Source organism: Nitrosomonas eutropha, from assembly GCF_900116685.1.
GTDB classification, from domain to species: Bacteria; Pseudomonadota; Gammaproteobacteria; order Burkholderiales; family Nitrosomonadaceae; genus Nitrosomonas; species Nitrosomonas eutropha_A.
The window spans coordinates 164,547-183,495 of the sequence record NZ_FPBL01000003.1 but is presented as its reverse complement, the minus strand read 5'-3'; the positions used below and the strand labels follow the sequence as shown (position 1 = coordinate 183,495).

Annotated in this window: 15 protein-coding genes; 12 read left to right on the top strand and 3 right to left on the bottom strand. The window is 45.5% G+C overall.

Going from position 1 to position 18,949, the window contains the following annotated elements; genetic code table 11:
- Positions 1-37: 37 nt before the first annotated feature.
- The 3 genes from murI to ettA form a co-directional block, all read right to left on the bottom strand.
- A complete protein-coding gene (murI, locus tag BM331_RS05415; protein ID WP_083414689.1) occupies positions 38-844 on the bottom strand; it encodes a glutamate racemase in 807 nt (268 codons plus the stop codon).
- 323 nt (positions 845-1,167) lie between these two features.
- Entirely contained in the window at positions 1,168-2,535 is a 1,368-nt protein-coding gene (locus tag BM331_RS05410; RefSeq protein ID WP_074927757.1) for a DEAD/DEAH box helicase, read from the bottom strand.
- Between the two features lie 264 nt (positions 2,536-2,799).
- Positions 2,800-4,467 carry an energy-dependent translational throttle protein EttA gene (ettA, locus tag BM331_RS05405; protein WP_074927756.1) on the bottom strand — a complete coding sequence of 556 codons (1,668 nt, stop codon included), beginning with the start codon at positions 4,465-4,467 and terminating at the stop codon, positions 2,800-2,802.
- Positions 4,468-4,682: 215 nt separating this feature from the next.
- On the opposite strand from ettA, the gene BM331_RS05400 reads away from it, so the two are divergent.
- From BM331_RS05400 to BM331_RS05345, 12 genes are all read left to right on the top strand, one after another.
- On the top strand, positions 4,683-4,862 hold the full coding sequence (locus BM331_RS05400; protein ID WP_074927754.1) for a hypothetical protein: 180 nt from the start codon (positions 4,683-4,685) through the stop codon (positions 4,860-4,862).
- A 449-nt stretch (positions 4,863-5,311) separates the two neighbouring features.
- Positions 5,312-5,929, top strand: a complete 618-nt coding sequence (locus BM331_RS05395; RefSeq protein ID WP_074927752.1) for an XrtA/PEP-CTERM system exopolysaccharide export protein — start codon at positions 5,312-5,314, stop codon at positions 5,927-5,929.
- 48 nt (positions 5,930-5,977) lie between these two features.
- Positions 5,978-7,531, top strand: coding sequence for an XrtA system polysaccharide chain length determinant (locus tag BM331_RS05390; RefSeq protein ID WP_074927751.1), 1,554 nt, complete (start codon positions 5,978-5,980; stop codon positions 7,529-7,531).
- A gap of 86 nt (positions 7,532-7,617) precedes the next feature.
- Positions 7,618-8,553, top strand: coding sequence for an XrtA-associated tyrosine autokinase (locus BM331_RS05385; protein WP_074927749.1), 936 nt, complete (start codon positions 7,618-7,620; stop codon positions 8,551-8,553).
- Positions 8,553-10,133, top strand: coding sequence for a TIGR03016 family PEP-CTERM system-associated outer membrane protein (locus BM331_RS05380; protein WP_074927748.1), 1,581 nt, complete (start codon positions 8,553-8,555; stop codon positions 10,131-10,133). Before BM331_RS05385 ends, BM331_RS05380 begins: the two co-directional genes overlap by 1 nt.
- A gap of 13 nt (positions 10,134-10,146) precedes the next feature.
- Positions 10,147-10,980: an XrtA/PEP-CTERM system-associated ATPase gene (locus BM331_RS05375; RefSeq protein WP_074927746.1), complete on the top strand. Its 834-nt coding sequence runs from the start codon at positions 10,147-10,149 to the stop codon at positions 10,978-10,980.
- Positions 10,981-10,985: 5 nt separating this feature from the next.
- Entirely contained in the window at positions 10,986-11,825 is an 840-nt protein-coding gene (locus BM331_RS05370; RefSeq protein WP_074927745.1) for an XrtA system polysaccharide deacetylase, read from the top strand.
- Positions 11,822-12,901 (top strand): FemAB family XrtA/PEP-CTERM system-associated protein, encoded by a 1,080-nt coding sequence (locus tag BM331_RS05365; RefSeq protein ID WP_083414696.1) that lies wholly within the window; start codon positions 11,822-11,824, stop codon positions 12,899-12,901. Before BM331_RS05370 ends, BM331_RS05365 begins: the two co-directional genes overlap by 4 nt.
- Positions 12,902-12,906: 5 nt before the next feature.
- Positions 12,907-14,118 carry a TIGR03087 family PEP-CTERM/XrtA system glycosyltransferase gene (locus tag BM331_RS05360; protein WP_074927743.1) on the top strand — a complete coding sequence of 404 codons (1,212 nt, stop codon included), beginning with the start codon at positions 12,907-12,909 and terminating at the stop codon, positions 14,116-14,118.
- A 68-nt stretch (positions 14,119-14,186) separates the two neighbouring features.
- On the top strand, positions 14,187-15,767 hold the full coding sequence (gene xrtA, locus BM331_RS05355; protein WP_074927742.1) for an exosortase A: 1,581 nt from the start codon (positions 14,187-14,189) through the stop codon (positions 15,765-15,767).
- Positions 15,768-15,772: 5 nt separating this feature from the next.
- Positions 15,773-16,942: a TIGR03088 family PEP-CTERM/XrtA system glycosyltransferase gene (locus BM331_RS05350; protein WP_074927740.1), complete on the top strand. Its 1,170-nt coding sequence runs from the start codon at positions 15,773-15,775 to the stop codon at positions 16,940-16,942.
- Between the two features lie 32 nt (positions 16,943-16,974).
- Positions 16,975-18,909, top strand: a complete 1,935-nt coding sequence (locus BM331_RS05345; RefSeq protein WP_074927739.1) for an XrtA/PEP-CTERM system amidotransferase — start codon at positions 16,975-16,977, stop codon at positions 18,907-18,909.
- The last annotated feature ends 40 nt before the right edge of the window (positions 18,910-18,949 follow it).

The window sequence follows — 18,949 nt, the reverse complement described above, 5'->3', positions numbered from 1 at the left end:
ATGGGGTATCTGTGAGATCCGGAACGGTGCGCTAACATCAAAGCCAGTGATAACATTTACTGCTTTTTCCCCACAGCAACTCAATCTGTTGATGGTAAGTGGTAAGAGACCCGCTGGTCCAGAATTCCTCGCTGCCTGCATGATCTCCGCCGGCAAGTAACCCTCCAGAAGAAAGCCTGCGAGCGACTTCTTTCGCTACAGCTGCATCAGTTTTGATGATTGAAATATTTTCCCCAGCCACCTCGGAGATCAATTCAGACAAGTGATTGTAATGTGTACACCCGAGCACAATGGTGTCGGCTCCTTTATCAAGCAGCGGGGAGATATACTGCTTCAGTAAGGCTATGGTCTGATCGCTGTTAAAATTGAGTGCCTCTATTTTGGTTACCAGATCAGGACAAGGCTGAACCTCGATTCTTACATTTTTTGCAAAACGTTGTGCCAGTGCTGTGAATGAATTTGTTTGAAGTGTTCTGGGAGTTGCCAATACGCCAATTACCCCGGTATGTGTGGAAAGTGTGGCAGGCTTGATTCCCGGCTCGACACCGATAATTGGAATTGGGTAACGGACTCTGAGTCTGGAAATAGCCGCCGTCGTTGCGGTATTACATGCCACAACAACAGCCTTGACTCTGCGGACAAGCAGAAATTCTGTGACTGCCCCCATTCGTTGAAATATGTAATTGTCTGATTTCTCCCCGTAGGGAGCATGCAGCGAATCTGCGACGTATACGATATCCTCACCTGGCAGCAATTCCCTGATTTTTCGGGCAACTGATAACCCTCCTATTCCAGAATCGAAAATGCCAACAGGGCCGGAGGAAGCCATAGATTTACTATCCATATGAGATCGGGCCAGAACTGAAAAGCCTCATAATTTCTTGTGTAGCACCATCTCTGATGTCCTGTTATTCGATCACGATATATATTTATCATATATCGTATCAAATATATCCACATCGAAATCCTTGCTCAAAGGGTTGGGTTGCGGGTGAATCAGGCGTTAGTTCAGATCAAGAATTGCTGAGAATACTGCGAAATGACCGAGCACTATAATTTGTACGGTGGTTTCCTGAGTAGGAGAAATGATGCGGATTCTCTGATGTGCCGGGTTGGCCAGGTATTAACTGAGAGGATCAATACCTGGGGGATTACACTCAAATTAAATTATTTTGCCCGGGCAAAACTGTCCGAGTTATTGAATTTGCTGTCTCTGAGCGGACGTCTGCGAGTATCGCGGCTAAAAGGTTGGCTAAACTCACTTTTTTTATCTCCCCTGAAGCCTTGGGCAGTTGTGCGTGTGCTGGCGTCATTTGGCCATGAACGTCTGGCTTTGTGTGCGGCAGAAGAGGGTCTCTTTCCAGACTTATCGTCATTACGGCTGAATCTCGGTTTTGTGCGAGGTTCCATGCCGGGTACGACTTGAAATTCAAAGTGATTACCAGTAAACCGCTCTATTCTTTTGAGGTGAATACCATCTTTACCAGATGCAAACGAAACAGCAATACCGGAGGCTCCTGCCCTGCCAGTTCGTCCGATACGATGCACGTAGTCTTCTGCAAACTTCGGCAGATCAAAATTGATGACGTGAGTAATATCAGCGATATCAATTCCACGCGCGGCGACATCAGTAGCAACCAGTATTTTGAGTCGCCCCTGACGCAATCCGGTTAAAGTGCGCGTGCGTTCGCGCTGGGTCATGTCTCCGTGCATAGCGGCAGCTTTGTGTCCTTGAGCAGAAAGATTGTCTGCCAGAGAATCAGCATCACGTTTCGTTGCAGTAAATACGATTGCCTGTTTGATGGTTGTATCACGCAGCAAATGATCAAGTAACCGGTTTTTATGGGTAAGATCATCTACGTAATGCATACGCTGTTCAATATGATCGAGTTTTGCGTGCTGGGACGCGATCTGGATACGTTTAGGCGTTTTCAGCAAACGTGCAGCAATCTTTTCGATTGCAGTATCCAGTGTTGCTGAAAATAGTAAGGTTTGCCTGTTTGTCGGTGTTGAGGAGGCAATGCGCTCGACATCATGAATAAATCCCATGTCCAGCATGCGGTCAGCCTCGTCCAGCACCAGCATTTCCAGCCGTGAGAAATCGATCCGCCCCCGCTCAATGTGATCAATCAAGCGCCCTGGTGTGGCGACCAGTACGTCAACAACTTGTGATAGAAGTTTATTTTGCAATGGATAGGGCATCCCGCCCAGAATACTGACAACATTGACGCGTGGCAGGAATTTTCCGTATTTGCTGGCAGCTTCGGAAACTTGCAGGGCCAGTTCACGCGTGGGAGTCAGAACCAGTATGCGCGGACCACGACCGTGAGTTTGGGCTGGAGTGGCAAGACGATGCAGTGCTGGCAGCATGAAAGCAGCTGTTTTACCGGTTCCGGTCTGTGCGCTTGCCATTACATCGTGGCCAGCAATTAATTCGGGAATGGCTTGTTGCTGGATAGGGGTGGGAGAGGTATAGCCCGCTGCTAGTACGGCTTTTACAATTGCGGGATGCAGATTTAAATTTTCAAATGACATGTCGGTTTTCCTGATGATAAAGAAATTCAATGCGCAAACAGGAACGTACCGCAACAAAAATTGCTGGTACCACTGGCGCATACATAAATACATCGCTGCTAACCAGGGATACTGCACAATTTCAAGAAGAAACAGAGGAATCTGGAGAGGTCAGGAACGATGAAACTAGATAAACCCTACCCTAAGGCAGGGCGGCAAGTATACAGTAATTACACGAAAGAAAAAGTTAAATTTTTGTGTGGCGTGGTTGAAACAAGTGGTCGATTAGCGTTCGATAGGCTTGAAACGGATACGCTTTGGTTTTGCTCCTTCTTCACCAAGACGTCGTCGTTTATCTGCTTCGTATTCTTGATAGTTGCCTGTGAAAAATATGACTTGCGAATTACCTTCAAAAGCCAGCATATGTGTTGCAATACGATCCAGGAACCATCGGTCGTGCGAGATTACCAGCACACACCCGGCAAATTCCAGCAGTGCATTTTCCAGTGCTCTCAGTGTTTCAACATCAAGGTCGTTGGATGGCTCATCCAGCAATAACACATTTCCCCCGGATATCAATGTTTTGGCCAGATGTAACCGGCCTCGCTCTCCACCGGAAAGTGTTCCTGCAATTTTTTGCTGATCAGGACCCTTGAAGTTAAAGCGGCCAAGATAGGCGCGTGACGGGATCTCGTGTTTGCCGACAATAAGCAGGTCATTTCCATCTGAAATGACCTGGAATACAGTCTGATCACCAGGTAATGCATCACGTGATTGATCTACATAGGCGGTTTTTACGGTTTCACCTATCTTGATCTCGCCTGTATCCGGTTGTTCCTGTCCAGTAATCATGCGAAACAGAGTGGACTTTCCGGCACCATTGGGGCCGATAATTCCGACAATCGCACCGGGTGGTATCCGGAAGCTGAGGTTGTCAATCAGCAGACGATCGCCAAATCCTTTGGAAACATTGTTGAATTCGATAACTTCATTTCCCAGCCTGTCTGCGACAGGAATAAAAATTTCTTGTGTTTCGTTGCGCTTCTGATATTCCTGCGAGCTGAGTTCTTCAAACCGAGCCAGGCGAGCTTTAGATTTTGCCTGCCTACCTTTGGGGTTTTGTCGTACCCATTCCAATTCTTGTTTGAGTGATTTTTGGCGGGCAGATTCTGCACTTTCTTCTTGTTTCAGGCGTGTTTCTTTTTGCTCCAGCCAGCTCGAATAGTTTCCTTTCCAGGGAATACCATGACCACGATCAAGTTCCAGTATCCATTCCGCTGCGTTATCCAGAAAATATCGATCATGTGTGACGGCTACCACCGTACCTGAGAAACGTGCAAGGAATTGTTCGAGCCATTCGACAGATTCGGCGTCCAGATGGTTGGTAGGCTCATCCAGAAGCAACATGTCCGGCTTGGATAGAAGTAATCTACACAGGGCAATGCGGCGTTTCTCCCCTCCTGAGAGATTCTGGATCAAAGTATCCCACTCCGGGAGGCGCAGTGCATCAGCGGCTATTTCCATCTGTTGAGTCAGATTATCCCCATTTTGTGCAGTTAATATTGCTTCCAGCCGTGATTGTTCGACTGCTAATGCATCGAAGTCAGCGTCCGGTTCGGCATAGGCTGCATAAATGGCTTCCAATTGTTGTTGCGCATTAAGCACTTCTCCTAATCCCCCCTGGATTGCTTCGCGAACGGTGAGGTCGGGATCAAGTTGTGGTTCCTGTGGCAGATACCCGATTTTGAGATCTGGCATAGGAGTGCATTCCCCTTCAAAGTCTTTATCTACCCCAGCCATGATCTTTAATAGCGTGGATTTGCCAGAGCCATTCAAGCCAAGCAAGCCAATTTTTGCGCCTGGAAAAAAACTGAGTGAAATATCTTTAAGAATAACGCGTTTGGGAGGAACGATTTTACCAACGCGATTCATTACTAAAACGTATTGAGCCATAAATGCTTTTCTAATCCTGAATTTGAATTGATCTGGACATTCTAGAATCTGGGGAGATTCCGCAGAGGGTTATACACGAAAAGAAAGGAATACTGCTTAATGTCGGCATTGCAGAGTGGTGATTTACATAGAGCTATATTAAGAGGCAAATGTGTAAAAGGCAAATATCAGGGTGAGTTGTTTGTCTGGACAAATACAGGCTATCAGGGAAGAGTATGAAAATTACAGTGCACTATAAATCAGGAATTTCTCAGGTTTTTATTGTCCCTGCAGAAATACAGGTTACTGAATTTCGGAAAATGGCGGAGGAAGCAGGAGGAGATGTGCTCAAAGTCGAGTTTTCATCTTTTAATTCAAAATCTTGCCAATATTATGCGGGTGAAGGGAAATTCTAGGAGATACTCCGAGAAAACGTATAAAATGCAATTATCCTTCCCGCTTCAATTGGTTTGAGTGTCGTGGTACTTGGTAATTATGTCCTTGTTAATACAAATTAAATTTCATAACTCCTAAAATATTTATTAAGTTAAAGATATTAATTGGCCGATCGATATAATCTAATTCCCGTAGTTCAGCCTGCGGGCCTCATTTATGCTCATTATAGAAGCTGACGTTTTTTCTGATCAAAATGAATGATGTTAACTATGCTTGATTTTTTAAATAGTAGCCATTCAGTGTCCCTGTAAAAATAAAATTACTTTTACACTCGGTGTGAGTGTTTATCCAATTGATAAATAAACGTTAATTGATGTTCTGGTTATAGATACATAATGTGTGTTGTTACTGTTATCGTAGTGAAAAAGTTTGGGTGAGGGCGCTCTAGTCTTTTTATTGAGGGTTTCGTGTGAATATTTCTATTAAAACCTGGATAACTAATCTATCGGTTATTTTTTATCTGTTTTTGCTCAGTAGTTGTACGACTTATCCGTTACTTGGCACACAAGGGGAGCAGGTTCCACATGATTATCTGATTGGACCGGGTGACACATTAAACATTATTGTTTGGCGTAATCCGGAAATATCCATGAGTGTTCCGGTTCGTCCGGACGGGAAAATCACAACACCTTTGGTAGAGGATTTGCCAGCAAGTGGAAAGACCTCGACTGAATTGGCGCGTGATATCGAAGAGACGCTTGCAAAATATTTGCAGCAGCCAGTAGTGACAGTTGTCATAACTGATTTTGTCGGGCCATTTGGTGAACAGATCAGGGTAATCGGTGAGGCTTCACAGCCACAAGCACTACCATACCGAGAAGATATGTCGTTGATGGATGTCATGATTGCTGTGGGAGGCCTGACTGATTTTGCTGCGGGAAATAGGGCAAGGATCATTCGGAGCGTTGATGGTGAGCAGCAGCAATTTCGCGTCAGGCTGGATGATTTGATCCGGGATGGTGATATTTCTGCCAACGTACCGGTTTATCAGGGAGATGTGTTGGTTATTCCTGAAAGTTACTTTTGATTAATTTGAATTTGAGCGCAATCGTGATAAATGGCGAGGTGATCCAATATGAGTGATTTAATTGCTCAGATACTGGTTTACATCAAAGGGATTTGGAAATATAGATGGGTTTCAGTTGCATCTGCTTGGATTATTGCGGTTGCAGGTTGGTTTTTCGTTTATAAGATGCCGGATAATTATCAGGCATCTGCGCGAATTTACGTTGATACTCAGAGTATTTTGCGACCATTGATGGCGGGGATGACTGTATCACCCAATCCGGATCAGCAAATCACCATAATGAGTCGGACGCTTATTAGTCGGCCAAATGTCGAAAGAATTGTTCGTATGGTAGACCTGGACATTAAGATCACAGATGATAGTGCCAAAGAAAAGCTGGTCACCTCATTGATGAGTGATATCAAGCTTAAAACGACAGGCAGCGATAATATTTTCATGATTTCGTATGACGACAAGGACCCCAAGCTGGCCAAAGATATTGTTCAGGCTCTGTTGACTATTTTTGTTGAAGGTGGACTGGAAGGAAAAAAACAGGATTCTGCTTCTGCGTTACGTTTTATAGATCAACAAATTGCTGCTTATGAAGAAAAATTGGTTGCTGCTGAGGCGGCCCTGACTGCTTTTAAACAAAAGAATCTTGGCTTTTTACCCGGGCAGGGGGGGGATTACTATAGCCAACTGGTTACGGCGGCTGAAGAGCTGGAAAAAGCCAGGCTTGCCTTGCTTGAAGCTGAGCAGGCTCGTGATGCAGTCAAGAAACAGATAACAGGCGATGAGCCGGTGTTGTTGCTGGAGGTGGGTGAAGTATCACCACAAAGCATTGTAAATCCGGAAATTGATTCACGAATTCAATCGTTGAATACTAATCTGGATAACCTGATGCTGAATTTTACTGATCAGCATCCAGATGTAGTTGCTACTAAACGGTTGATCGCTCAGCTTGAAGAGCGCAAAGTGGAAGAGGCTAAGCTTATGGGCCCAATTAGTAATCATGGTAAAAATTATGACCCAATGATGCAACAGTTAAATATTGCATTGACGGAATCTGAAGCGCAGGTGGCCTCAATGAAGGCGCGAGTGGGCGAATACGAAGCACGTTACGAACGACTGAAATCAATGAGTAATACTGTTCCTGCTGTAGAAGTAGAAATGCAACAGCTCAACCGAGATTACAGTGTGAACAAAGCTAATTACGAAAAATTGCTGGAGCGCAGAGCATCTGCTGAAATCTCCGGCGAACTGACTTCTACTTCTGGATTAATGTCTTTCAGGATTGTTGATCCCCCTACAGTTCCGGAGCTGCCATCCGGGCCAGATCGGAAAAAGTTTCTTACGCTGGTTCTGATTGGAGCTTTGGCTGGAGGGGTTGGCCTTGCATTCGTTATTAGCCAGATTCGGCCTACTTTCCATAGCCAAACTACCTTGCGAGAGCTGACAGGTTTACCGATTCTGGGAATAGTACCGATGGTATGGACAGAAAAAGAGAAGGTGAAAGATAAAAGACAAATTTATGTATTTGGCATTTCTTTGATAATGCTGGTTGCGTGCTATGTAGTGTTGTTGGTTTACTATATAAAACCGCATGTTATGCAGACTACTTAGATTGTTCGCATATAGATCGCTACTGATGTTATTCAAGAAAATATGTGGATTTACCAGGGTACAGTTCGAAAGATAATGGAGTGGATATGAGTCTTATTGAAAGGGCTGCTGATAAGCTTTCAAAAAATGAAATAGGCAATTTTATTCCAGGCAAGGCACCACAGACTGTAAAAACGAGTTTTGATCCATTATTTCTCTCTAACAACGTACCACCGGGCCAGAAAATCGCAAAAGAGGCAAGTGCTAGCGATAGTCTTGCGACTGATTCGACGAATAGAGCGAGTTCCAGCAAGAAAACAACTAAAAAAATTGAAATTGATCTGGAAAACCTGCACCGCAAAGGTATTGTCACTCTGGATCACTCCAGATCCGAGATAGCCGAGCAGTTTCGATTGATAAAACGTCCCCTGATTGCCAATGCCTTTAATCCGGATAGTGGTATTAAAAATGGCAACCTGATTATGGTTACCAGTTCCTTGTCCGGTGAGGGGAAAAGTTTCTGTTCGATCAATCTGGCAATGAGTATCGCAATGGAAATGGATCACAGGGTGTTGCTGGTTGATGCAGATGTCGCTCGGCCTTCAATCCCTGCAAGTCTTGGTTTCAGCCCGGAGGAGCCGGGTTTGCTGGATCTCCTCCGTGATCCTCAGTGGAAGATACCCGATGTAATGATGAAAACCAACGTGAAAAAACTCACATTGATTCCGGCTGGGAGGCGCCATGCTCATGCTACCGAATTATTAGCTAGTCAGAGCATGCATTCTATTTTAGCTGAGCTTGCCCATCGTTATCATGACAGGGTAGTCATATTTGACTCTCCTCCCTTGTTGTTGACCAGCGAAGCGCGTGTACTTGCGGGCCAAATGGGGCAAATCGTGCTAGTGGTTGAAGCAGAAAGGACAACCCAGCAGACCGTGAAGGAAGCTTTGCAACAAATTGAAGCCTGTGATGTGATCAACCTGATTTACAACAAAGCCAGAGCACATAGCGGTGGCGGATATTACGGCTACGGCTATTATTAATGAAATCACTTGGTTATGCTGACAGCCGCTTTTCGCGCTGGATAGCGTGCTTGTGGGGTGGCTGTATTGTAGGATTGGGCAGCTCGGTTTTTCAGGTCAATGCAGCGGAATGGAATATACAGCCACGATTAATGGTTAGTGAAACCTATACTGATAACGTGAGGCTGGGCGGTGGAATCGGGTTTGGTGGAGGAGGATTTGGCAGCCAGGGGGGCGGGGAATTTATTACACAGATTAACCCTGGAATAAGTATTACGGGTGAGGGGCGTCATTTTAAGGCGAATCTTGGCTATACGATGAACAATCTCATCTATGCAAAAAATGAGCGGTTCCTCATGCGACATCAATTAAATACTAATGGTACTGCAGAGATAGTCAAGAATCATTTTTTTGTGGATGCCCGTGCTGTAGTTACTCAGCAAAATATTTCTCTATTGGGACCACAGGCACTGGATAACGCTAGTTTGACAGGTAATCGGAGAGATACACGTACTTGGAGTATCAGTCCCTATGTGCGTCAGCGTTTCAAGAACCTTGCTGCAGGAGAAATTCGATATATCCATGGTGAGGTGAGTTCCAATACGCGTAGTTTTTCTAATAGCGCTTCTGATTCAGCAATCTTTTCGCTAAACAGCGGTTCAGCTTTCAGAACACTTGGTTGGGGAATGGATTTTAGCCATACAGAGATTAACAGAAAGTATTCCGGGCCCAGGCTTGGAACCTTAAGAACGATAGAGATGGATCGAGCATCAGGCTCGCTTAAATACGTTGTGACGTCGCATTTTAATTTGATTGGCACAGCAGGCTATGAGCATAACAGCTTTGTTTCGATAAGAGGAAAAACTTCCAGCCCCTTTTGGACTATAGGTTTTTCTTGGACGCCGACTGAAAGGACTAATGTCAGTGCATCAGGCGGGAAAAGATTTTTTGGAGATACTTATGCAGCTTCTGTTGATCACCGCACTCGCAGTACGGTGTGGAACTTAAGCTATGTTGAGGATATTACTACTTTTGGCCAACAATCTTTATCTGGCGGTTCGATTTTAAGTGCTGACATGTTGAGCCAACTCTTGTCAGGTACTCAGAATAGTGAAGCATTATTGAATCAGGGACTTTCATCTTCATTTTCTGATCCAAATAATTTCCTGACGAACCGTTTGTTTTTGCTTAGACGGCTGCAGGCTTCTCTCACGCTAAATGGAAAAAAGAATTCATTAGTATTTCGTGCCTATAATTATTCCAGGAAATCACTTAGTCCGGATGAGGAGGATGCTGATTTGCTTGGTGCTGCTAATGCAATGTTGACTAGAAATACTACCCAAACTGGTGGGAATGTATTATGGAATCACCGGCTGTCTCCCAGAAGTAATGCTAATATCAACTTTGGATATATTAAAACCAGTTATGACTTAACCGGTCAACGTGATGACAATATAATAATGACAGCTGGGTTGAATAAACAGTTCACTTCTAAAATGACTGGATCAATTATGTATTCTCATTTGCGTCGTGAATCTGATCGCAGCAATGGTAACTATAATGCTAATGTAGTAACAGCAACAGTCAATATAAATTTTTAGAAATAAAAGGCTTATGTATCTTACTTACTATGGTTTTACCGAGAAGCCATTTCAGTTAAAGCCTGATCCAAGCTTCTTTTTTCCCAGCCGGGGGCATAAGCGTGCGGCTGCGTATCTTGAATACGGTCTGTCGCAGGAAGATGGTTTCATCATTATTACAGGAGAAGTGGGCGCTGGTAAAACAACCCTGATGCGCTATCTTTTTCAAAAATTAAAGCGAGAGCGGGTTGTGGCTGCGCAGTTAGTCAGCACTCGACTGGATCCGGATGATGCTTTGAGAATGGTGGCAGCTGCTTTTGGTTTGCCTTACGACGGCTCATCCAAAGCAGCATTATTACTTGATCTTGAACGATTCATGCGCAAATGCGAGCAGGAGGGTACAAGAGCATTGTTAGTGGTCGATGAAGCACAAAATCTTCAGCCACAGACATTGGAAGAATTACGGATGTTGTCCAATTTTCAGTCGGATAACAGGCCTTTGTTACAGACTTTTCTGCTTGGCCAACCGGAATTCAGAAGAACGTTACTTGGTAGTCAGATGCAGCAGCTTCGCCAGCGCGTGATTGCTACTTATCACTTGGGGCCACTGGATCAGGCTGAAACCAGAGCCTATATCGAGCATCGATTGCAAAAAGCAGGCTGGAATGGAAATCCTCTATTTCAGGATGAAATTTTCGAAATAATACATAATTTTTCCACTGGAATTCCACGTAAAATCAATATGTTTTGTGACAGATTGCTGATTATGGGGTGTCTGGAAGAATTGCAGACTCTAAGTAAAGCCGAAGCAAATGAGGTTATGCTTGATATACAGAAAGAATTTGATCTAACCGTTTCTCCTGAATAAATCCTATGATTCGTAATGCGTTGACGATTGATGTGGAAGATTATTTCCAGGTATCGGCTTTCGCCCAGCATATCTCCCGTTCATCTTGGGATAACTTGCCGTGCAGAGTTGAACGCAACATTGATCGGATTCTTGTGTTGCTGGACGAGCATAAAATCAAAGCAACCTTTTTTACACTGGGCTGGATAGCGGAACGTTACCCGTCCATGATCAAGCGAATCGTTGAGAATGGTCATGAGCTAGCCAGTCATGGTTATGCTCATCATCGTGTTACTGAACTGAATCGTGAGCAGTTTTATAACGATATTGCCCACAGTAAAGCGCTACTGGAGGATATTGGCAATCAATCTGTATGGGGTTATCGTGCTCCGAGTTTTTCTATCAATGGAGATAATCTCTGGGCGCTGGAATGTCTTGAGGAGGCTGGATATCGATACAGTTCGAGCGTTTATCCGGTAAAGCACGATCATTACGGGATGCCGGATGCACCTCGTTTTGCTTTTAGTCCCGAGAATGCCCCGAGGTTGCTTGAATTGCCGGTTACCACTGTGCGACTGTTTGGACGTAATTTTCCAGCGGGGGGGGGAGGTTATTTCCGCCTTTTCCCCTATGCAATCTCACGCTGGTTTCTACAAAGAGTGAACATGATTGATCTCCAGCCGGCTATTTTTTATTTTCATCCCTGGGAAATTGATCCTGATCAACCTCGGCAGACAGAGATCAGTTTTAGAACACATTTTCGTCATTACCTCAATTTAGGTCGTATGGAAAAACGATTGAATGCCTTGATCCGGCATTTCGAATGGGGGCGCATGGATCAGATTTTCCTTCAGCGGACGATGTGAATCTCGACGGTATAACTGTGCAAAACACTGATAGTTTGTTCCTTGCTGAGTTGCCGGGAATTTCTGTTTTATCTCCAGCCAAATTTCAGGCCTGGGATGCGTTTGTCATGTCTTGTCCTGATGCAACCTTTTTCCATCGCGCCGGATGGAAACAAGTTATAGAGCAGGCTTTTGGACATAAAACCTGGTTCTTATACATAGAAGAGGATGGATATATTCAAGGCATACTTCCCTTGGCAGAAGTCAACAGTTTGTTATTTGGGCACAGCTTAAGCGCCTTGCCGTTTTGTGTATATGGTGGTATTGCAGCTGTATCAGACAGCGTACGAGCCAGGCTGGATCAGGCGGCGCAGATGCTGGCAACACGTCTGCAAGTCGATTATCTGGAATATCGCCATGTAACTCCTTTTCATCAGGATTGGCCAACCAAGGAGCTGTATGTTACGTTTCGCAAAACGATAGATCCGGATGTGGAGCAAAACATGCTCGCTATTCCGCGCAAGCAGCGTGCCATGGTGCGTAAAGGGATCAAATATGCGCTGCAGAGTCATGTAGATCAGGATACCGAACGTTTTTTTCATGCTTATTCGGCCAGTGTGCACCGCTTGGGTACCCCGGTTTTTTCCCGAAAATATTTCCGATTATTAAAAACTGTTTTTGTAGAAGATTGTGAATTGCTCGTCATTACCAAAGATGATCAAACGGTCAGTGCAGTCATGAGTTTTTATTTCCGGGATGAGGTTCTGCCTTATTACGGAGGGGGGGTAGATGCAGCGCGTGATTTAGCTGGGAATGATTTTATGTATTGGGAGCTGATGCGGCGTGCCTGTGAGCGAGGTTACAAGATTTTTGATTTTGGACGCAGCAAGCAGGGTACTGGATCGTATAGTTTCAAAAAGAACTGGGGGTTTGAACCACAGCCGTTATTCTATGAATATCAGCTTCATCGGGCAAAGGCTGTGCCTGAGCATAACCCACTCAACCCGAAATATCGGCTCTTTATCAAAGCGTGGCAGAAATTACCCTTGACGTTTGCCAACCTGATTGGCCCGCATATTGTTAAGAATCTTGGATAAGGAAGATGCAAGGACTGCTTTACCTGACACACCGAATCCCTTATCCACCCAATAAGGGAGACAAAATACGTTCCTTTCATCTTTTGCAACACCTGAGCAAACGCTATCGTGTATATCTGGGAACATTTATTGATAATGATGAGGATTGGCAATACGAGGGGGAAGTTCGAAATTATTGTCAGGATGTATGCGTTGTCAGACTGGATCCACTGCCAGCCAAAATAAAAAGTCTGCTGGCATTGTCTGGAAATGATCCACTGACGCTGGCTTATTATCGTAATACGCAACTGATGCAGTGGGTTAAAGCGATATCACATACTGAATCCATACAGAATATTGTGGTTTTCTCTTCTGCGATGGCGCAGTACGTTGAACATTTATCTGATCATCGTCGCATCATCGACTTTGTTGATGTGGATTCGGATAAATGGCGGCAGTATGCGCTATCAAAACCCTGGCCCTTCAACTGGATTTATCACCGAGAATCAAAACGTTTGCTTGATTACGAAAAGAAGGTGGCAGGAGAGTTCAGCAGCGCAACTTTTGTTTCAAAGAAAGAGGCTGAGTTATTCAGGCAGCTTGCGCCTGATGCAGCGAATAAAACAACCTTTTTCAATAATGGTGTTGATACTGACTTTTTCTCTCCCGCACGTGATTATCCCAATCCTTATCCGGCTGGGAAAAGAGTGTTGGTTTTTACCGGCGCAATGGATTACTGGGCTAATGTCGATGCGGTAAGCTGGTTCGCAAATTCAGTATTTCCTGCTATTCATGCAAAATTACCGGATGTTGATTTTTATATCGTGGGTGCCAAACCAGCCAGACAAGTACAGATGCTGACAAATCTACCCAGCATTCATGTGACCGGGGCAGTTGAAGATATTCGCCCTTATCTTATGCATGCCGCAGTAGCAGTGGCCCCCTTGCGGATTGCGCGGGGTATCCAGAACAAGGTACTGGAGGCAATGGCCATGCAAAAACTGGTGGTTGTTTCTATGCAGGCAATGGAGGGAATTCACGCCACACCGGGGAAAGAACTGGTGGTGGCCGGAGAAGCCGGAGATTTTGCTGACCGGGTTCTTTTTCTTCTTGATTCTGACGATCAGGTGACTATGGGGCAGGCTGCCCGGAACCGGGTTTTGCGAGACTACACCTGGTCAGCTAATTTGTCACAGATTGATGCACTCTTGCAGCCTTCTATCCTGGCTAAGGTTTAAAGAGAATAAGCCGTTCACATTCATCAATTAAGCGATAACAACAAGTCATTTTAACTGACAGTTCTGCTATGGGTACAACACAGGTACAGTTACGAAATACCGCGCTAAGCAGCAACACCATAAACGGGCGCAGAGAGGCAATATTAATTACATTGCTGGTGATTGCTTTGGTCCTCGGTATTTACCACGAGACTATTGAATCAATTGTGACTATCTGGAACAGATCTGAAACTTATGCGCATGGTTTTCTGATTGCCCCCTTCAGTATCTATATGATCTGGAAAAGGCGTGTAGTACTGGCTACAGTTAAGTTTCATCCTGATTATATGCCACTGCTGGTATTGGTCGGGTTAGGGTTGGGCTGGTTGCTGGCCTCGGCTGCGAGTGTTCAGGTAATAGAACAGTATGCCCTGGTAGCGATGATGCCGGCGATCGTATGGGCTATGCTTGGCTTTCAGGCTTTTAATACTATTATTTTTCCACTTGTCTATCTTCTGTTCGCTGTTCCGTTTGGTGAAGCACTCATCCCGCCATTAATAGATTTTACTGCTGATTTCACTGTCAGTGCGCTGCAGGCATCCGGTATCCCGGTGTATCGTGAAGGGAGTTTCTTCAGTATTCCCAGTGGTAACTGGTCGGTAGTAGAGGCTTGTAGTGGCGTGCGTTATTTAATTGCCTCGGTAACATTGGGGACGCTCTACGCTTATCTGACTTACCATAGCCTCAGCAGACGACTGATATTCATTGCTTTTTCTATCGTGGTGCCGATCATTGCTAATGGGCTGCGTGCCTACCTGATCGTCATGACCGGTCATCTGAGTGATATGCGACTGGCGGTCGGCGTCGACCATCTGATATATGGCTGGATTTTCTTTGGCCTGGTCATGTTGCTGCTGTTCTGGATTGGTTCCTTCTGGCGAGAGGATCACCTTGATGAAGTCGTATCAGTCGAAAATTCTTCCTCAGCTGACCAGAGACCTCCTTCTACTCCTGTTAAATCAACGCTGGGTATGGCCGGATTGGTTGTGGCAATGGCCGCGATCTGGCCAATGTATATGAATTATTTAAATAACGGATCTGGTCTGCAGCAAGCGCCTGAAATCAGCATCGCAGATCCATCTGGTAAATGGGAAACTGATTCAATTCAGCCCTCTAATTGGGTGCCGCGATACACCGGCTCTCCGAAGCAGTTTATCGGTTATTTCCATCATAAAAATCAGCGTGTCAGCCTCTATGTAACTTATTACCGCAATCAACAGCAGGAAGGTAAATTAATTAGCTCCAGCAATACGCTGGTTACCGATCTGAGTAATGGGTGGCGCAATGTAGGCGAGAATGAGAGAAAATTATCGTTAGGTACTACTGAGCTGTCTGTCAATCAGGATCTGCTGCATGCGGCAACAAGCCGGTTATTGGTATGGAGATGGTACTGGCTGATCGACCAGGAAACAGCCAATCCTTATTTGGGCAAGGCAATACAAGCCATGAACCAGATTCTGGGGAAAGGAGATGACGGCGCAGAAATTATTGTCGCTGCTGCTTATGAACATGATCCAGAAGAGGCCGCATCGGTGTTGCGCGAGTTTGTCGTCGATATGCAGCTGATAATTACCGAGAGGCTTCTGGCTGTTTACGGCAGACACGACTGAGTGAAGTGAGACTCGAAAGAACACCGCACCCTCCGTTAATCGCGCATGTAATTTTTCATTTTGGCGTAGGCGGACTGGAAAATGGTTTAGTGAATCTGATCAATCATATTCCTGAGAACCGTTACCGCCATACCATTATTTGCCTCAAAGGATTTTCAGAATTTCATAAGCGACTTAATCGGAATGATGTCGAGATTGTTGCGCTGAACAAACGCGAGGGCAATGATTTCAGTATCTATGGAGAACTTTACCGGATATTCAGGCGACTCAATCCAGATATTGTACATACGCGCAATCTTGCAGCGATGGAGGCCCAGGTGGTGGCAGCTGTAGCGGGTGTGAAGGCACGAATACACGGAGAACATGGGCGCGATATCTTTGATCTTGATGGCAAGAACTGGAAATACAATCTGCTGCGTAAGACAATTCGCCCGTTTGTTCATCATTTTATTGCTGTCAGCAAAGATTTGGAGCGCTGGTTGATTGATACGGTGCATGTGTCGCCAGCACGAGTGCGCCAGATTTATAACGGCGTGGAACACTTACGTTTCCATCCCGATAACACCCTGCCAATTGAAGCGTTTCCTTCCAGTTTTTTTGATGGGAGACCGTTTGTTGTAGGTGGTGTTGGCAGGATGGTAGAAGTTAAGGATTTCCCGGCTCTGGTGAAGGCTTTCTTATTATTGCGTGAAAAAATACCTGTAACAGGTAGGCCGTTGCGACTTGTGATCATAGGAGATGGTATTGCGAAACCACAGTGTGAAGCTATGCTGCACTCAGCCGGGGTTGAACAGTTTGCCTGGCTTCCGGGAGAGCGTTCGGATATCTCTCAATTGATGCAGGCGATGGATCTGTTTGTGCTCCCTTCGCTGGCAGAAGGTATTTCCAATACCATACTGGAAGCCATGGCAAGCGGCTTGCCAGTCGTGGCGACCCGGGTAGGTGGTAATACCGAACTGGTTTTGGAGGGAGAAACTGGCTGCCTGGTCCCCCCAGAGGATCCTGCCGCTCTGGCTCAAGTAATTGATAAATATTATCAGGATGATGCAATGGCGCGCAGGCACGGGCGCCGTGCACGCGAAATTATTGAGCAGCAATTCAGTATGCATGCCATGACGAATGGCTATCTTGCAGTGTATGATCGGGTATTGGGTCATAATGCTGCGCACAATTAAAGATTGAAAAGATCAACTGACTGGATAGGAATATGTGTGGCATAACGGGAGTATTTGATACGCGCGGCGGGAGTGAGATTGATCGTAATCTGCTTCATTGTATGAATCAGACGCTGACACACCGTGGGCCGGATGAGGGAGAAATGCATGTTGAGCCCGGTGTTGGATTGGGGCATCGCCGTTTGTCGATTATGGATGTATCCAGTGGTCAACAACCCTTATTCAATGAAGATGGCAGTGTGGTCGTCATATTCAATGGCGAAATCTATAATTTCCAGAAGCTGGTCAGTGAGTTAACCGCTTTGGGACATCAATTTCGTACGCATTGCGATACCGAGGTAATTGTGCACGCCTGGGAGGAGTGGGGCGAACACTGTGTTGAACGCTTTAGCGGGATGTTTGCCTTTGGCGCATGGGATCGTAATCAGCAAACGCTATTTATGGCACGTGATCGGCTGGGCATCAAGCCGTTTTACTATACCTTGTTGGATAACGGATTGTTTCTGTTTGCCTCGGAACTCAAAGCATTACTGGTTCACCCAGATTTTGACAAAACACTGGATCATCAGGCGATAGAAGATTATTTTGCCTACGGTTATATCCCCGAGCCGAAAACTATTTTTAAAAACACGTTCAAGTTGAATCCCGGATATTCATTATTATTGCGTCGCGGGCAACAGGCTATACAGCCGCACGAATACTGGGATATACCGTTTGCATCACATGGCGCATTGAGTGAACAAGAAGCAGCAGAAGAGCTGATTGTCCGGTTACGAAATGCAGTAGACAGTCACCTTATGAGCGAAGTGCCACTGGGCGCATTTCTTTCCGGTGGAGTGGATTCCAGCGCCGTCGTGGCGATGATGGGCGGCTTGATGAAGGAGTCTGTCAATACCTGTTCGATTTCTTTTGCTGATCCTGCTTTTGATGAATCAGATTATGCTCGTCTGGTTGCGGATCGCTACCAGACTCAACATTTTACCGAGCAGGTCAAACAGGATGATTTTGATCTCATTGACCGGTTGGCTGCGTTGTACGATGAACCGTTTGCCGATAGTTCCGCCATCCCGACTTACCGTGTGTGTGAGCTGGCCAGAAAACAGGTGACGGTAGCCCTTTCAGGAGATGGCGGTGATGAGAATTTTGCTGGTTATCGCCGCTATCGCTGGCATATGATAGAAGAACGGTTGCGTTCCAAATTACCATTAGGATTACGAAAACCCTTGTTCGGCCTGTTGGGTAATATTTATCCCAAGGCGGACTGGGCACCGAAGTTTTTGCGTGCCAAAACCACATTTGAATCGCTTGCGCGCGATTCTGTGGAAGGCTATTTTCACAGTGTATCCATTCTGGACAATAAGCTGCGCAGGCAGTTGTTTTCTCCGGATTTTCACCATAGCCTGCGGGGTTATCAGGCGGTTGAAGTACTGCGTGGTTATGCGGATAAAAGCCCGACACAGGATCCCTTGTCACTAATTCAGTATCTGGATATGAAAACCTATCTTGTAGGCGATATCCTGACTAAAGTGGATCGTGCCAGCATGGCGCATTCACTGGAGGTGCGCGTCCCGCTGCTGGATCATGAACTGGTCGAATGGGTTTCGGGATTGCCCACCTCTATGAAATTACGCCAGCAGGAAGGAAAGTACATTCTGAAAAAGTCGCTGGAGCCGTATTTACCGCATGAAGTGCTTTATCGGAACAAGATGGGGTTTGCCGTACCGCTAGCCAGCTGGTTTCGTGGCCCGTTGCGTGAACGTGTACGTGCAGCATTGCTTGGCAATACGTTGGCGGATACAGGAATTTTTGATATGGCGTTCGTCAAAAAAATGCTAGATCAACATCAATCCGGCAGACGAGATTACAGTGCCCCTATCTGGACGTTGCTAATGTTTGAAGCTTTTTTGCGCAATACACTCAATATGGGAAATGTGTCATATACCAGGCAGGATAGAAAAGTTGCCTGATATTGGTTCAATAAAATATAGGACTCTCGACTGGGAAGCA

Excerpts from the sequence above, each read along its gene's own strand:
- murI (WP_083414689.1), bottom strand. The coding sequence starts at position 844 with ATGGATAGTAAATCTATGGCTTCCTCCGGCCCTGTTGGCATTTTCGAT.
- BM331_RS05410 (WP_074927757.1), bottom strand. The coding sequence starts at position 2,535 with ATGTCATTTGAAAATTTAAATCTGCATCCCGCAATTGTAAAAGCCGTA.
- ettA (WP_074927756.1), bottom strand. The coding sequence starts at position 4,467 with ATGGCTCAATACGTTTTAGTAATGAATCGCGTTGGTAAAATCGTTCCT.
- BM331_RS05400 (WP_074927754.1), top strand. The coding sequence starts at position 4,683 with ATGAAAATTACAGTGCACTATAAATCAGGAATTTCTCAGGTTTTTATT.
- BM331_RS05390 (WP_074927751.1), top strand. The coding sequence starts at position 5,978 with ATGAGTGATTTAATTGCTCAGATACTGGTTTACATCAAAGGGATTTGG.
- BM331_RS05385 (WP_074927749.1), top strand. The coding sequence starts at position 7,618 with ATGAGTCTTATTGAAAGGGCTGCTGATAAGCTTTCAAAAAATGAAATA.
- BM331_RS05380 (WP_074927748.1), top strand. The coding sequence starts at position 8,553 with ATGAAATCACTTGGTTATGCTGACAGCCGCTTTTCGCGCTGGATAGCG.
- BM331_RS05375 (WP_074927746.1), top strand. The coding sequence starts at position 10,147 with ATGTATCTTACTTACTATGGTTTTACCGAGAAGCCATTTCAGTTAAAG.
- BM331_RS05370 (WP_074927745.1), top strand. The coding sequence starts at position 10,986 with ATGATTCGTAATGCGTTGACGATTGATGTGGAAGATTATTTCCAGGTA.
- BM331_RS05360 (WP_074927743.1), top strand. The coding sequence starts at position 12,907 with ATGCAAGGACTGCTTTACCTGACACACCGAATCCCTTATCCACCCAAT.
- xrtA (WP_074927742.1), top strand. The coding sequence starts at position 14,187 with ATGGGTACAACACAGGTACAGTTACGAAATACCGCGCTAAGCAGCAAC.
- BM331_RS05345 (WP_074927739.1), top strand. The coding sequence starts at position 16,975 with ATGTGTGGCATAACGGGAGTATTTGATACGCGCGGCGGGAGTGAGATT.